The organism is Bacteriovorax sp. HI3, from assembly GCF_059738875.1.
On the sequence record NZ_AP026946.1, the window covers coordinates 3,038,486 to 3,052,231 of the forward strand.

General features: G+C 41.6%; 16 protein-coding genes. 3 read left to right on the plus strand and 13 right to left on the minus strand.

Going from position 1 to position 13,746, the window contains the following annotated elements:
* Positions 1 to 13: 13 nt before the first annotated feature.
* On the plus strand, positions 14 to 463 hold the full coding sequence (locus AC6JA8_RS14960; protein WP_497974522.1) for a hypothetical protein: 450 nt from the start codon (positions 14 to 16) through the stop codon (positions 461 to 463).
* Positions 464 to 529: 66 nt separating this feature from the next.
* On the opposite strand, the gene AC6JA8_RS14965 is transcribed toward AC6JA8_RS14960, so the two are convergent.
* The 4 genes from AC6JA8_RS14965 to AC6JA8_RS14980 are packed head-to-tail and all read right to left on the minus strand — an operon-like array spanning position 530 to position 4,600.
* The gene (locus AC6JA8_RS14965) at positions 530 to 1,750 is read right to left on the minus strand and encodes a hypothetical protein (RefSeq protein ID WP_497974523.1); all 1,221 of its coding nucleotides are present in this window, start codon (positions 1,748 to 1,750) and stop codon (positions 530 to 532) included.
* A 57-nt stretch (positions 1,751 to 1,807) separates the two neighbouring features.
* On the minus strand, positions 1,808 to 2,950 hold the full coding sequence (locus AC6JA8_RS14970) for an acyl-CoA dehydrogenase (protein WP_497974524.1): 1,143 nt from the start codon (positions 2,948 to 2,950) through the stop codon (positions 1,808 to 1,810).
* Between the two features lie 5 nt (positions 2,951 to 2,955).
* Complete coding sequence (locus AC6JA8_RS14975; protein WP_497974525.1) at positions 2,956 to 3,759, minus strand: enoyl-CoA hydratase-related protein; 804 nt, start codon at positions 3,757 to 3,759, stop codon at positions 2,956 to 2,958.
* A complete protein-coding gene (locus tag AC6JA8_RS14980) occupies positions 3,746 to 4,600 on the minus strand; it encodes a 3-hydroxybutyryl-CoA dehydrogenase (RefSeq protein WP_497974526.1) in 855 nt (284 codons plus the stop codon). The genes AC6JA8_RS14975 and AC6JA8_RS14980 overlap by 14 nt, the downstream gene beginning before the upstream one ends.
* A gap of 165 nt (positions 4,601 to 4,765) precedes the next feature.
* Here AC6JA8_RS14980 and rpsT point away from each other — a divergent pair, with 165 nt between their 5' ends.
* Positions 4,766 to 5,029 carry a 30S ribosomal protein S20 gene (gene rpsT, locus AC6JA8_RS14985; RefSeq protein WP_102244619.1) on the plus strand — a complete coding sequence of 88 codons (264 nt, stop codon included), beginning with the start codon at positions 4,766 to 4,768 and terminating at the stop codon, positions 5,027 to 5,029.
* A 38-nt stretch (positions 5,030 to 5,067) separates the two neighbouring features.
* On the opposite strand, the gene AC6JA8_RS14990 is transcribed toward rpsT, so the two are convergent.
* Genes AC6JA8_RS14990 through AC6JA8_RS15000 form a run of 3 tightly spaced genes read right to left on the minus strand, consistent with a single transcriptional unit; the run spans position 5,068 to position 7,215 of the window.
* Positions 5,068 to 5,580, minus strand: coding sequence for a GNAT family N-acetyltransferase (locus AC6JA8_RS14990; RefSeq protein ID WP_497974527.1), 513 nt, complete (start codon positions 5,578 to 5,580; stop codon positions 5,068 to 5,070).
* Positions 5,581 to 5,624: 44 nt separating this feature from the next.
* On the minus strand, positions 5,625 to 6,557 hold the full coding sequence (locus AC6JA8_RS14995; RefSeq protein ID WP_497974528.1) for a hypothetical protein: 933 nt from the start codon (positions 6,555 to 6,557) through the stop codon (positions 5,625 to 5,627).
* Positions 6,547 to 7,215, minus strand: coding sequence for a hypothetical protein (locus AC6JA8_RS15000; protein ID WP_497974529.1), 669 nt, complete (start codon positions 7,213 to 7,215; stop codon positions 6,547 to 6,549). Before AC6JA8_RS15000 ends, AC6JA8_RS14995 begins: the two co-directional genes overlap by 11 nt.
* Before the next feature lie 43 nt (positions 7,216 to 7,258).
* Here AC6JA8_RS15000 and AC6JA8_RS15005 point away from each other — a divergent pair, with 43 nt between their 5' ends.
* The gene (locus AC6JA8_RS15005) at positions 7,259 to 7,783 is read left to right on the plus strand and encodes a DciA family protein (protein WP_497974530.1); all 525 of its coding nucleotides are present in this window, start codon (positions 7,259 to 7,261) and stop codon (positions 7,781 to 7,783) included.
* On the opposite strand, the gene AC6JA8_RS15010 is transcribed toward AC6JA8_RS15005, so the two are convergent.
* Genes AC6JA8_RS15010 through alr form a run of 6 tightly spaced genes read right to left on the minus strand, consistent with a single transcriptional unit; the run spans position 7,760 to position 13,741 of the window.
* Positions 7,760 to 8,365: an L-threonylcarbamoyladenylate synthase gene (locus AC6JA8_RS15010; protein WP_497974531.1), complete on the minus strand. Its 606-nt coding sequence runs from the start codon at positions 8,363 to 8,365 to the stop codon at positions 7,760 to 7,762. The two genes, AC6JA8_RS15005 and AC6JA8_RS15010, sit on opposite strands and share 24 nt — an antisense overlap.
* A 3-nt stretch (positions 8,366 to 8,368) precedes the next feature.
* Entirely contained in the window at positions 8,369 to 9,637 is a 1,269-nt protein-coding gene (locus AC6JA8_RS15015; RefSeq protein ID WP_497974532.1) for a hypothetical protein, read from the minus strand.
* A 3-nt stretch (positions 9,638 to 9,640) separates the two neighbouring features.
* Positions 9,641 to 11,011: an MlaD family protein gene (locus AC6JA8_RS15020; RefSeq protein ID WP_497974533.1), complete on the minus strand. Its 1,371-nt coding sequence runs from the start codon at positions 11,009 to 11,011 to the stop codon at positions 9,641 to 9,643.
* A gap of 21 nt (positions 11,012 to 11,032) precedes the next feature.
* Positions 11,033 to 11,785, minus strand: coding sequence for an ABC transporter ATP-binding protein (locus tag AC6JA8_RS15025; protein WP_497974534.1), 753 nt, complete (start codon positions 11,783 to 11,785; stop codon positions 11,033 to 11,035).
* A gap of 8 nt (positions 11,786 to 11,793) precedes the next feature.
* A complete protein-coding gene (locus tag AC6JA8_RS15030; RefSeq protein WP_497974535.1) occupies positions 11,794 to 12,597 on the minus strand; it encodes an MlaE family ABC transporter permease in 804 nt (267 codons plus the stop codon).
* 4 nt (positions 12,598 to 12,601) lie between these two features.
* Entirely contained in the window at positions 12,602 to 13,741 is a 1,140-nt protein-coding gene (alr, locus tag AC6JA8_RS15035) for an alanine racemase (protein ID WP_497974536.1), read from the minus strand.
* Positions 13,742 to 13,746 lie beyond the last annotated feature (5 nt).

Sequence of the window (13,746 nt, forward strand, 5' to 3'; positions counted from 1 at the left end):
TTGGAGATGACTCATGTTTTCACGCCTTGACCACGACATTAAAGCGGTTCTTTTCCCTAAAGAATGGGCCGATGGATTAAAACAAATCCTACTTAACATCTACGGCGACAAATGTTTAAAAGACGAAAAAACGTTTGAGGTATTCGGTTTCTCTTACCCGAACGAAGCACTACTGGTGATTTCATACGTCGGCCTGGATAAATTCGAAACACCAACAACCCTTTTCCTTTCAAGCGACCTGAATGAAAAAACAGACGCCAGTAAAATCATGGATAGCATGTTTGATGCCGCCGGTGTTTTCTTCGATCAGTTTTTTGCTCACGAAGACACTGAAGATGAAATTTGGGATGAATATATTCTGGACTGGGATGAAGCTGAGTTTGGAAACGAAAAGTTCTTCTACAGAGTCACACGCGAAAACGTGGGACTGACAATGCAAGCTGATATGCTTTTAGGCGAATAGCCCTCAAATAAAAAAAGGCTCCCATCGGGAGCCTTTTTATTTTACAAGATTTCTCTTTTAAAATGACTAATCATCAAAAGAAGGCTTCACAACCTTAGTTTCAAACGCGATATCCTGGTCGTCGTCTAATAACTCGTCATCATCAAATCCATCAATCTCTTCTGCATCTGTCTCAATGTCCAGATCTTTAAGAACGTGGTTGAAGGCCTTATCATCAGCTAAATCCTGAATGATTGTTTCAATGTATTTCATTGGGTACTTGCGAACAAGTTCTTCAATGATTTTAGCCAGTCTTCCTTCAGAAAGGATAAGTTGTTTTTTCTTAACGTCTTTCCAAAGTTTGATGTAGTGGTAACGGCAGTATCCAGAAGTTGTAGAAGGGTTATCACAACCACGCACTACACACTCGTCGGTCTCAACCTTGAAAAGTTCCATACTTCTGATAGAAGAGAAAACATCTTCAATTGAAAAGTCTTCAGAAAGGGCAAGAATTTCTTCCGCCAGGTTTTCTTTAATATCTTCATCAATTGCTGAACTTTTCTTTTTCCTGACAGGGATGATTTCTTCTTCGATGTCTTCATCGAAAGTCATCTTTACTCTTTTTGGAGTATCGCTTTCGAAGTCGTCATCTTCTTCATCTTCTTCTACACGTCTCTTGATCGGCAGTCCGTCTTCGTCCAGTTCCTCTTCTTCAACTGCACCTTTTTTGCCTTTCGCTTTTAGAAGTTCTTTTTCTTCTTTCTTAGAAAGTTTTTTTGGTGCTTTGGCCGCTTCTTTTGCTGCTGCTTTAGCCGCTTTCGCTGCTTCTTTCTCAGCTAGCTTTGCTGCCTTTGCTTTTTCTTTCTCTTTTTCTTTGTTTTGCTTGTCAGCTTTCTTTTGAGCTTCCAGAGCTTTGGCCGCTTTCTTTTTTTCTTCAGCTAATTTTTTAGCATCTACTTCTTTTGCTTTTTTAGCTGCTTTATCTTGAGAAGCTTTTTTGCTTGCTGCAATTTTATCCTGGATCTTTTTCTGAAGACCTTGCTGAGATTTACCTTTTACTTCCGGTTTTTTAGCTACTGCTTTTTTCGCTGGAGCCGGCTTCACTGCTGCTTTTTTAGCTGGAGCTGCTTTTGCTGCTGGTTTTGCAGCCACTTTAGCTGGAGCTTTTTTCGCAGGAGCTGGTTTTACCGCAGCTTTCTTCGCAGGAGCTGCTGCTTTTGCGGCTGGCTTTTTTGCCGGAGGTGCAGCCTTTTTAGGCGCAGGCTTTGCTGCTGCTTTTTTAGCTGCCGGTTTTGCGGGCTTCTTCATACCTAGATTCTCCAATATTTTTTTTATCAATTAATACCTGTCTCAATTTATAAAAACTTAAACGCCTTTTAATTCATTGGCCGCAATAACGATGCGCTGGATTTCTGAAGTTCCTTCATAAATCTCAGTGATCTTCGCGTCTCTGAAGTGGCGCTCACACGGATACTCTTTCGTGTAACCGTTTCCACCCAGGACCTGAATGGCCTGAGTTGTAATTCTCATACATGCCTCAGAAGCAAACAATTTCGCCTGAGCTGCTTCCTTTGAGTAAGGAAGACCGTTATCTTTTAAATAACTCGCGTGCAAGATTAAAAGTCTTGAAGCCGCAATTTCTGTCGACATGTCGGCCAGCTTAAACTGGATGGCCTGAAGTTCAGAAATCGGTTTTCCAAATTGCACTCTTTCTTTCGAATATTTCTTAGCGTATCTGAAAGCCGCTTCCGCAATCCCCAGCGCCTGAGCTGCAATTCCAATGCGTCCACCATCAAGAGTTGAAAGAGCGACTTTAAATCCTTTTCCAACTTCACCAAGAATGTTCGCTTTTGGAACCTTCACTTTGTTAAGCCAGATTTGGGCCGTCGTCGATCCTTTAATCCCTAATTTGTCTTCCAGTTTTTGAACCTGGAATCCTTCCGTTTTTGTATCTACGATAAAAGCCGTGATCCCTTTGTGATCGTTCGTCTTCGTCGTCTTTGCCAGGACAATCGCAATTCCTGCGTCTTTTCCGTTAGTGATAAAATTTTTCGTCCCAGAAAGCTCGTAGTAGTCCCCTTTGTCTTCAGCAAACGTTGCCAGAGTTCCAGGGTCTGAACCAGCATTCGGCTCAGATAGACAGAAACATCCGATCACTCCACCAGACGCCAGGCCTGGAAGGAATTTTTGTTTTTGCTCAGTTGTCCCAAAGCTCAGGATCGGCCACATACAAAGAGATGTGTGGGCAGAAATAAGAACTCCGGTTGACGCACATCCACGAGAAATTTCTTCAACAATGATTGCGTAAGATGTGTAATCCATCCCAGCTCCACCAAACTCTTCAGGAATATAAGAACCCATGAAGCCATTTTCATAAAGCTTATTGATAAGATCCTGTGGAATCACTCCATCATGGTCAATCTTGGCCGCCAGAGGTGCAACCTCTGTATCAGTGAATTTTGAAACTAAATCCCTGATTTCTGTGTATTGCGGGTCGTACATACTCATAAATTTTATTTCCCTTTAAAGTTAGGTGCGCGTTTTTCCACGAAGGCCTTAGTTCCTTCATGCATATCTTCTGATGAAAAAATGCCTGAAAACTGTCTCTTTTCTAGCTGTAAACCTTCCGCGATAGTTAAGTCAATACCTTCATTCATAACTTTTTTTGCAATTGAGACAGCAAACGGAGAATTCGCTGCAATCGTCTTTAAAGTCTTCATTGCTTCGGCCATCATCGCGTCTTTTGTAGCGAAAGTTTTAACAACTAGCCCCATTCTAAGAGCTTCATCCGCTTTTACGTTTCTTCCAGAGAAGATAAGTTCTTTAGCGTTATTTCTGCCAACAAGCTTTGCTAGTCTTTGAGTTCCACCGAAACCTGGGATTAGACCAAGCTTAACTTCCGGCTGACCGAAAACTGCGTTTTCTGTAGCGTAAATAAAATCACAGCTCATCGCCATTTCACATCCACCACCTAGGGCAAATCCGTTTACACAAGCAATCACTGGAACCTGGATTGTTTCAAACAGAACCGTTACCTGCTGACCAAGCTGCCCAAGAGTGTAAGCATCACTTGGAGTCATGTCTGCCATCTCAGCGATGTCAGCTCCTGCGATAAAAGCTTTTTCACCTTCACCAGTAAGGATCAGTCCAAGCATGTCGAACTTATCGTCTGACTTAAGGTCAGTAAGAAGTTCTTTTAGTTCGCTTAGCACTTCAGTGTTAAGAGCGTTTAGTTTTGTCGGGCGGTTGATCGTGATCACCCCGAATTTTTCCTGAAGTTCAAATTTTAGTGTCGTGTATGATTTATTTGTATTCATAGAATCCTCTTCCTGATTTTTTCCCCATGCGACCAGCTAGTACGTATTTCTTCAGTAGCGGGCACGGTCTGTATTTAGTGTCTCCAAGTCCATCATGAAGAACGTTCATGATCGCCAGGCATGTATCAAGTCCGATAAAGTCAGCAAGCTCAAGCGGCCCCATTGGTTGGTTTGTTCCAAGCTTCATCGCCTGATCGATGTCAGATGCGCTTGCGACGCCTTCGTAGAGAGCGTACACAGCTTCGTTAATCATCGGCATAAGGATTCTGTTAACTGCAAATCCCGGGATATCGTTAGCGCGAACGAAAACTTTCCCCATCTTTTCAGAAACAGCTGCAACAGTGTTGAATGTTTCATCAGACGTCTCAAGACCTCTGATTCCTTCAACCAGCTTCATTACCGGAACCGGGTTCATGAAGTGCATACCTGCTACAAGGTGTGGACGCTTAGTCACAGCTGCAATTTCAGTGATTGAAATTGAAGAAGTGTTTGTCGCCAGGATCGCTCCCGGTTTTGCCACTTCATCTAATTTTTTAAAGATATCGAATTTAATCGCTTTATTTTCAGTAGCTGCTTCAATAAGAAGATCGCAGCTTGAAAGTTTAGACATATCAGAAACTGTTGAAATTGCTTTCATCGTCTTTTCTACGAAGGCCGAATCCCACTTAGCTTTCTCTACGCCCTTTTTAAGTTGAGCTTCGATAAAATCCACTCCCTTTTTAAGTCCTTCGGGAGAAACATCGTAAATTTGAACAGTGTAGCCACTCATTGCAGCTACTTGCGCGATTCCACGGCCCATTTGCCCCGCGCCAACAATCCCAATGGATTGAACATTTTGCATATATACCTCACTCTTAATGGTAAAAACGCCCTAATGATACAAACCAGGCCATGGTTTCACAAATAAAACCTTGCCAAGTTTTTACAATTAGAATAAAAAATGAGTCTCATTAATTGCTGAGTGCAAAAAGTTAAAGTTGAAAATATCTAACGGTAGGAGTTAATTGTGGCAAACCACAAATCATCAGAAAAAAGAGCAAAACAAGATATCAAGAAGAACCTTGCTAACAAAGTTAACGAGTCTAAAACTAAGACTGCAGTAAAAAAAGTTAGAGATGCAATCACTGCTGGCGACAAAAAAGCTGCAGCTGCTGTTCTTAAAACTGCTCAAGCTGAACTAAGAAAACTTGCTAAGACTGGCGTTATCAAAGCTAACACAGCAGCAAGAAAGACTTCTCGTCTAGCTTCTCAAATCAACAACCTTAAATAATCTGTAAAGATTTTAAGATATAAAAAAGCCTCATAGTACTATGAGGCTTTTTTTATTTTCTTCGACTGAGTTTTTCTCTCTCTTCGTTTTTTCTCCATCATCAAGACTTCCCCATCCGCACCTTGAACGACTTCCAGCTTTTTAAAGCCGGCCTTTTCGTATGCTTTTTGTGCGCGCAGGTTTAGCACAGATGGATCCGTGATCACGCGAGTCGCTTTTTGATTAATCAGCAGCTCGTCCGAGAATTCCTTCACGAACATACTTCCCAATCCTTTATTGATAAATTCCGGAACGGCAATAAACTGATCAATCCCAAAGGTCTTGCCATCAACTTTATAAGACTGGATATAGCCGATCGGTTTTCCCTGAAGCATTACCAGATAAGGAGTGACTTCCTCAGACTCGATAGCGCCTTTGTATTTTTCCTTAAATGATTCGTAGTCTTGAATGGTCTGCTCCGCCCAGTATCCCTGAAGGTGCGGCCTTTTCATCCACGAGTGTAGTAATGGGAGGTCTTCATGAGCGAGTTTTTTAAATTCAAAATTTTTCATGATACTAAGATGGTATCACTTTTTTGGTCGTCAAGGTGTCTCGTCTAGATAATTTCTAACCGGAGTTTATTGATCAAGAGCTGATCGCTTGATTTTGCTAGGATTTCTAATTCCGAGAAAAATTGCAGGTATTTTTCGACGTCCTTTCTTTTCCACTTTTCACTTACAACCAAAATACTTTGGTCATATTTAGAGAGCTTCGCCTTTCCACGTAACTCATCCGGAAACAGTACTTTTGTGAGATGCCCTTGCATGAAAGCAAAGAGCGTTCGAAGCCACTCATAGTCTTCATCACCTTTTTTTAGCACTTCATGGAAAAACTTTTTTGGATTGTCGTTAAAGAGATCAATGAGTTCAAAAAAATCCCAACGCTCTTTTTGCACCATTGTTTTTAATTCTTCGAGATTGATTTTTCCTTCAGGGAAATTGAGTTTAATTGTATCGATCACCCAGAAGAAAGATTCAAAGTTATGCTCCAAATGATCGAGCACAAAGCGACTTACATCCTGAGGAAGATTCACTTCGCGTGCCTTCTGACAAAACTGCCAGATCTTCACGCCTTCCCAAAAACGAGGCTCTTCAATTTCAAACGCCTGAACGTCTGATTTTTTAGCAAAGTCAGTAAAAGTCTTTCCACTCTTGGTGAAAAAAATCACCATAAAGCGCTCACTCCAGTCGATCCCCGACTCTGTTAAAAGAGCGAGATTTGCGGCCTGGATATTTTCTCCGTTGATAACCTGAATATGATCAGTTGAAGAAAAGAAAGAAAGGTTTACGAAATGCTCTTCGATAAAATCGCGAGTCACTTCCACACCTGAATAGAGAGAAAAAGGGATATCTTTCTTAGGAAGGCGGTCTAAAAGAACGCGTTCTAAATAAGGGTCTGAGACTAAGAATGCATAGAGACCCGGTTTTTTCGGATCGATTGTCATCGGGTGTTTGGGCAGAAAATCCCAAGGCAATAACTTAGAAAGCATTGAGAACGACCTGTCTGAAAGTTTTAGCTGCACTGATGGCCGTGTCTTGAAGACTCTTTTCAAAAACACCTTTGTTTTTTACAAAGTTTGTCTTCCCTACAGCATTGGCCGTCGTCGTTTCACCAACTGCGCGCGAGAATGATCCTGAGAGGTCAATAGTGTCCATTAAAACAACTTTTGGGTTCGCTTTCATAAACTGACCCATGTCTGTTGTTAAAAGCTGAATTTCTTCTTTTGAAGGGCGTTTAATTAAATACACCTTTAATGAAAATCTATAGGTCGTTTGAACTGGGTAATAAAAAGGGCTTCGGTTACCAACAGAAGATTTAATCGTATCGTCAGTAAAGAGCGTCTGAGTCGTTTTAACAGCATCGTTGTAATGATCGCGCGATTCAATAATCCCAATCAACACCGCATCGGCCGCTTCGTTCTCTCCGCTAAAAACATGGAGTCCAGAATAGTCATTTAGGGTAAAGATGATTTCTTTGGTCATTGGTGCAGCGAGTTCAGGAATGACTGAGCGATTCACAAACATAGGCACTGCAATAGAACGAATATCGTAACCAATTAAGGGGTTGTTATTAGTATTGAAGTGATAACCGGCACAAGATGTGAGGGCCAAAAGCATCGCCAGAATAGAAAAAAATCGCACTTTCATGGCGTTAGTGTACTCTAAAAGCTATAATGCTAGAACCTTTTTTATGCTAAAAAAACTCTCACAATTCATCGACTTTGAAGGCTCAGCTCCCCGTCAAAAACAGGAGCAAAGCAAACACGCGCAAATTGCTGATAGTTTCGATTTTATCAGCCTGATTAAGGCCTGGAAAGAAATCGCCGGCGACAAGCTTTCAGAACATACGATTCCACTAAAAAATCAAAATGGCACACTCATCGTTTTGTCTAATCATTCGGCCTTCGCCAATGAATTGAGTTTTATGGAGCTGCCGTTAAAGAAAAAGATTTTTGCCAAGTTCCCGTCGTTGGAAAAATCTATCAACACCATCAAGTTCATTGTCGATAGCACGCACTTTGACCGACAGTACACACAGTTCATTGCCACACCTGAAAAACAAAAGAAAAATGAAAACAGACTTCACCCGCACTCTCCGGAATTTAAGAAGTTAAAAAGAGATGCGGACGAATTATTTAAAGATATTGAAGACCAGGAGATCAGAGAAAAAATGATCTCACTTTATATCCAATCAGGAAATTTTAAGCCCAGTTAATTTCAAGTGCTTTTTAATTTCTTCAATTTTGATTCCTTCGCGAATCACTTCAAACGAGTCCCCTTTATAAAAGACAATCGTCGATGATCTTCCTGAAAGATTGTGAGAGCTATCGCCAAAGAGTTCTGCATCGGGCGCATGATCTTTTTGAAAAGCTTCAGCATCAGCAAAATTAATGATAGGAGGCTCACCTGTGAGGTTTAAGCTCGTCGTAAAAAATGGCGCTTTAAGGGCGTCAGAAATGTCTTTTAAAGCAGCATCATCCAGGCAGCGGACAGAGACAAATTCACTCTTTCCCGTCACCCATGAAGGAATAGAAATTTTAGAAATTTTTCTCGGAAGACCTAATGTTGACTCCAGCTTGAAATAGTTTCGAAGCCACGACACACTCATGAAATCCGGAAGATTAAAACTTTTATAAAGAGTGTTTACGTCAGTGAACATGATGGATAAAGGTTTATCATCAGAAGTTCTCTTAATAGCGGCAATGCGCTTATGAGCGGCCTCTGAATGGATTGAGGCACCGATGCCCCACACTGTATCCGTTGGATAAATGAAAACGCTTTCTGAAGTTAATTTCATAAACTACACCGGTAGAGGTTTGTTTAGGATCTCTTTAAAGTAGAAGAAAACGGCCACAATGATTAAAACCAGAATGATCAGAATGAAAAAGATGTAATTGTCGTTGCGCTTTTTTAAAGGCTCCGAATGAGTATCTCTGTCTCTGTGGGCCACTTCTCTATTTGGATCCCTTTGAGCTGCCTTGGCACTGGCCTTAGGCTTGCGATCGTGAAGAAGTTTGCGGTCTTCTATCTGTAATTTTTCTTTTTTAGCTACAACATTCTTAACTTCGTGATGGTGCTGATCAGCTTCAGGTGCTGAAGCCTTAGGCACATCAAGAGTCAGAGAAAAGGCGATGTCATCAGAGACACCTTCGAGCTCTCTCATTGATTTTGCGGCCGGCTTCTTTTCAACTTTTGGCTGATCTGAAACTTCAGGAAGGGCCACTGACACTTGTTCATTGTCCAAGGCCACAGTTCTCGTGTACTGGTGAGAGAGATCAACCTTCCCTTTTTCAACTTTAGTCGATGTCTTATCGTCAATAACGACGGAAGCAGCAGTTGCTGGAATCCCCATATCAGGGAAAGCTAAGTCATCCTCACTTGGAAAATGAGCTTCATCTGAACTTGCTGACTCTTTGTTAAATTTAGGTTCAGCTGTTTTGAAATCTATTTTTGGACCTTGAGCTGTAGGCTGTGTTTGTACTTGAGGAGCGCTGGCCGTAGCAGGTGCTTCGATCTTGAAATTTGCATTTACACTTGAAGTAATCGCTGCGACGTCTGGGAATTCCAGGTCAGATGCATCCGGTATCTTTTGGTCACTTTCTTCATTTAAGTTAAGTGTCGGAACTGGAGATGGCGTTGGAATTTTAGTCACAACAGTCATGTCAGGGAATTCTAAGTCCGATGCATTAGGAACAATACCTGCCGCTGCCGAAGCCGCCGGTTTACTCGCATTTTCCGGTGTCCCTAGAATGTCTGAGACTTTAATAACCTGAGTGTGTTGTGTCTGATTAACTGGGGCCGTATTAATTGAAGTCGTTCTTTCTGGATGCTCTCTTCTTGAAAGAACACTTTTTGACTCTGAGATTGGGTTGTAACCTTGAGGAATGTCCCCATAAATGTATTTTTCAACCAGGTCTTTTTCTTTTAATGAGAACCAGTAACCGTTTCCGCTGGCCACTTCATCGGTTAATCCAAGCGCACCTTTCTGGATAAACTCCAATAGTTTTTGCTTGGCCACCGGGCCTAAGATTTGGTTCTGTGATGTTCTAATTAACCAGTTTCTTTCCATAAATTAGAAGAAGAATCCCATTAAGCCTTTTAAGTCTTCATCGTTAAAGCGAAGCCCTGCTTGAATCGTCGCACTACGCTCTTTTCTACCAATATCATTAGCTGAAGCTCGTCCATAAAGAACATTCCAAATCTGAAGTTCAGTGATGAAACGCAGGTTAGCTCCTTTATCTTTTTTGTAATCGAATGCTTCAAGCGAGAATTTTGTCCCCAGGTTCTGCAGGTAATAATCTAACCCCAGACCTCCCGTTGATTCAATTAAACCTCCGCGGAAAGCGAAGTCTTGAACACGGCGACCGATTTGAACATTGAATCTAAACGTATCTCTGTCGCGCTCTTTTTTATTAGACACTACAGTTGATCCATTTGTTGTCGTCTCTGTAATTGTTTCTCTGTCTGGCCCGATTTCTGAAGTCGTTAACCCCAGGTGATAGAATCTTTCCGGAGAAGGATAAATCCTAAGCGCCACTTCACTCTCTCCGCCACCTTCAGTGTTAGCTCCGGTAAAAACCGATAGCTCAGTTCTGATAGCGTCAGCTTTTCCAACAATTTTTTGCACGCTTGAAAGTGTATCTTTAACCTGATCAGCAATTTCATCTTCAACCAGAAGTTTCCCCACTGTTCCTTTTCCGCGTTTAACGTCAGCAACCAATGAGTTTAAATCAGCAGTGATCTTTTTTGAGTTTGCCAGGATTTCTTTGATATCGGCCATGGCACTGTCTGGGTTTCCTTTATCAACCTGGTAAGCAAGCTCATAAGAAAAACTCTCCAGGTTTTCAACCAGGGCATTTAGTTTTTCTTCGTTTCCAGTCATGACTCTCTTAAGTGACTCAGTGGCAACTCTAGTGTTTTCAACAAGAGCTCCGATATCAACTAAGATCTTTTTCATTGGTGAAGGTTGTCCTTCCGGTGCGATACTGTCTTTTAAGCTTTTTGTAATCGCTTTAACGTCAGCTAAAACTTCAGAAGCATCTTTTACCAAGGTTTCAATCCCTGCCGCTTCTTCTGAATCGATGAAATCATTTTTCGCTAAAAACTCAGGAGAATCACCGACATAAATTTCGATGTATTTATCACCTAAGAAACCAACAGACTTAATTCTTAGCTTCGAGTTTTTTGTCACTTGAATTTGTTTAAGGATCTCAAACGTAATTAAAGCTGTGTTACCTTGAAGCTCAATAGAAGAGATACGTCCGGCAGCGATACCGGCAATTTTAATCGGAGTTTTTGGGAAAATGCCGGAAGCATCTTTAACAATCGTTCTGTAAGTTTGGTACTGACCAAACCCCGATTGATTCGATGTAATCTTGAACGACATAAAAACGATAGCGGCCAATGTGGCGATGGCCAAAAGCCCTACTTTAAATTCATTCATCTCTTATTTCACACCTTTTGTTTAGAGTCTTAAAAATTCCTGAACTAATTCTTTATTAGAATTTTTAAACTCATCTACCGGTAAATACTCAATAATCTTACCACGGTCCAAAAAGGCCACATAGTCGGAAATTTCTAACGTCGCTTTTACGTCGTGGGAAATAATAACTGATGTCATCTCTCGGTCTTTGTGATTTTTTGCAGTATCTACGATTAGATTGTTAACCATTTTAGTTGTAATTGGATCGAGGCCCGTTGTGGGCTCATCATAAAGCATGATGGCCGGGCTTAAGGCCAGCGCACGCGCCAGACCTACTCTCTTTCTCATCCCTCCGGAAAGCTCAGACGGCAGTCGAGTAAAAGACTCTTCTTTGATTCCTACTGAAATCAAAAGGTCTTTAACCTGCTCGTGAATCTCTTGTGGGCTTTTCTTTGTAAATTCTTTTAACGGAAACGCTACGTTTTCTTCTGCAGTAAAAGAATCGAATAGGGCCGCATACTGAAAAAGCATTCCGTAATTTCTTCTGAACTCTCTTAATTCAACCTTTCCTAAATGTGCAAGGTCTTGTCCCAGAACTTCCACCGTACCAGATGTCGGCTTTACGATTCCCAGGATGTGTTTAAGTAGAGTTGATTTACCCGCCCCGGAAAATCCCAGGATCGTCGTAATCTTATTTCTTTCAATATCAAAGTTGAGGCTATCTAAGACTTTTTGTTCACCAAAAATTTTGGTGACGTTTTTAATGGAGATGGCAGGATTTTCAAATGTCAGCATCCATCCCCCTACAAAATCTTAACCAGAAAGGTTGTTAAGAAGTAATCCAGAATAAGAACTGAAACCATTCCCCAGATAACCGCCAGGTTTGTTCCGCGCCCTACTCCTACGGCTCCCTTTTCTACCTGGAAACCAAAATAAGTTCCAATGACAGAAATAACGAAACCGAAAACGAAAGCTTTGATCACTCCCTGGGCCACATCTTCAATCATCATGAACTCAGAGAGTTTTGAGTAAAACATCGCTTCATCAATTGAAAGAGTTGTCGTTCCGACTAAATACGCTCCAAGGTTTCCGATAAAAAGGAAAAGAACTGAAAGCATCGGCACCGCTAATGTTGAGGCGATGATTCTTGGAACGGCCAGGTATTGAATTGAGTTGATCCCCATAACTTCCAGGGCATCAATTTGCTCAGTTACTTTCATTGATCCAATCTGCGCGGCCATCGCCGAGCCTGCTCTTCCCGCCACAATCAATCCTGTTAAAACAGGAGCAAGTTCTTTTGCCAGAGAGATCGCAACAATTGACCCAACAAGTGAATCAACGTTGATAAGTTTGAATCCAAAATAAGTTTGAGTACAAAAAACCATCCCGGTGAAAATCCCCGTCAGGAGAATAATCAGGATACTTTTGTTTCCGATGAAATAAAGTTGCTCCATCAAAAGATGAAAACGAAATGGACGTCTGACCATCCAATAAAAAAATCGCCCGCCAAAAAGCGTGATCATACCAAGGCCGTCGACCATATCTAAAATGGAGCGTCCAAAATCCTCAATCTGATCTTTTAAATAATTTTGTAATTTCGTTATCACCCAATTAGTTTAAACGATAAACTCTTGGAACGCGAGGAAGAAGCGCACAGAAAACTTCATACGGGATGATTTTTGTCTCCGAACAAAAGCTCTCGAGATCCCCGTCTTTTGCTCCCCAGATTGTAAAAATCTCGTGGGCGCGGATGTGATCCGCAGCTTCTTTTGGAAAGAAGACGTGAGTCATATCCATACTCACTCTTCCGATGATCACGCCTTCAAAACCTTTATGGTATAAATGCGCCCCAGAATAGCGGTTGAAAAATCCGTCTCCGTATCCAATGGCAAGGATGGCAATCAAACCATCTTCTGGACAAGGTGTTGAGTTGTATCCAACCACATCACCTTTTTTAACTTCAAAAGTTCTTAAAATGTAAGTTTCTAATTTCGAGACCAGCTTCCCTTCAAAGTTACCTGGTACCCCTGAGTTCAGTGAGCTCGGCCCATAAAGCATCAATCCCGGTCTGACGTGAGTGTCGTCGCTGTTTTCCGGAAGACCGACTTTTTGTTCGATTGTCCCCGAGTTCGACTGCGATGTGCGCTCCAGAGTAATCCCCGAATCGCGGAAGAATTTTTTAATTTCTCCAAAACGAGTTCTCTGTAGAACGTTCACTTCGTGTGAGTTCATATCCGAGCTGGCGTTAGCGTAGTGGCTAATCAAATGGTGGACAGAATTTCTTCCGTGTTGCTTTAGTTTGTTGACGATAAGCGGAGTGTCGTTAGGGTCGAGACCTAAACGGTTCATCCCCGTATTGAATTTCAAGCAAATCGGAAAATGCCTGAATTCTGGCGTGTGTAAAATATAGTCCAACTCACTGACGTTTGAGATAACTGGAATAATTCTGCGCTTAAGATAAATGTCAGCGTTTTCTAAAAGCTCCAACTGGATATCAGAGAAAACGTAAATATCAAATTCAAGTTCGTTGAGTTCTTCGCGCAACTTCAGAGCTTCACCGATAGTCGCACACCCAAACTCGCGAATCCCCATTTCTGTGATCGCGTAACGGGCCATCGGAATCATCCCGTGTCCGTATCCGTCGGCCTTAATCATACAAAGGATCTGGGCCTTCGGTGAAATCTTTTTAATTTGATTTATATTGTAAGCAAAGTGGTCAAGGTTAACCACTAAACGGCTTCTAAACTTCATTAAGT